General features: G+C 44.1%; 3 protein-coding genes. All 3 read left to right on the top strand.

The genetic code is table 11. From position 1 onward, the window contains the following. A partial coding sequence (locus L654_RS0101510; RefSeq protein ID WP_024607039.1) for a phage protein occupies positions 1 to 225 on the top strand: 225 nt, incomplete at its 5' end. Positions 226 to 237: 12 nt separating this feature from the next. Then, positions 238 to 438: a TraR/DksA C4-type zinc finger protein gene (locus tag L654_RS0101515; protein ID WP_024607040.1), complete on the top strand. Its 201-nt coding sequence runs from the start codon at positions 238 to 240 to the stop codon at positions 436 to 438. 2 nt (positions 439 to 440) lie between these two features. Beyond that, entirely contained in the window at positions 441 to 992 is a 552-nt protein-coding gene (locus L654_RS0101520) for a pesticin C-terminus-like muramidase (protein WP_024607041.1), read from the top strand. Positions 993 to 1,037: the final 45 nt, after the last annotated feature.

The raw sequence follows: 1,037 nt of genomic DNA on the forward strand, positions 1-1,037 counted from the left end.
ATGGAACCGTTCGACATTATGTTTTACGCCAAAACCAGCCAAGACGAAATGAAAGTAGAAGCTTTTGGTTGCCGCATTAAGCTAAGCGATATTTTAGACATAGACAAAAAAGGCGGCAGCGCCAGCCTGTTTAAAATTCCGTTTGATGTAACCGACCCAGACTTTGTAAAAATTAACGGTGTGCCGTACCTGCGCCCCGACGAAATTGAAAACATAGTGCAATAAGGTAGTTAGTAAATGGATGATCTAGACCACCTAGTAATTGCACAGGAACGCGCTGAAAAACGGTTTACCGATCAGCGCATAAAAGGACTTAACAACAGCTGCGTTATCAGTGCAACGGATTGCATTGATTGCGGCGACTCAATACCCAAAGCACGGCAACAAGCCATAAAAGGTGTGCAGCGTTGTGTACCGTGCCAATCGTTAAGCGAGTAATTATGAACAATATCAAAGTGAATTTTAAGTTTATCGCCGCACTGGAAGGTGGCCCACAGCTAACCGGCTATGTGCCCGATGCTAAACATTCTAATTCGGGGGTCACTATTGCCACCGGCTTTGATATTGGCCAATGCGATGAAGCAGCATTGAAATACTTATTGCCCGAATTTATCGCTAACAAATTAAAGCGCTTTTGCTTATTAAAAGGCAACCAAGCACTAAAAGCCTGTAAGCAAAACCCGCTTAATATTAACGAAAACGAAGCAACCATTATTGATTTATGTGTAAAGCAGCAATCAACTGATTACCTAGTTGCTACTTACAACCAGCACTCAACGGTTGAATTTGCACAGCTAAGCGAACCTATGCAAACCGTTATTGCATCGGTGGCGTTTCAGTACGGCCATTTAGCTAAGCGTTGCCCTAATTTTTGGCGCTACGCCATAACGCAAAACACCCAAGCCATGATCAGAGAGCTCGTTGATTTTGGTGACCGATACACTACGCGTCGCTGGCGTGAAGCAAGTTACTTAAAACAGGCGGGGCACTAATTATGGGCTGGTTATCAAACATAGTGGGTGGCAACCCTATAGAAG

It is taken from the genome of Pseudoalteromonas sp. TAB23, assembly GCF_000498075.1.
GTDB lineage: Bacteria > Pseudomonadota > Gammaproteobacteria > Enterobacterales > Alteromonadaceae > Pseudoalteromonas > Pseudoalteromonas arctica.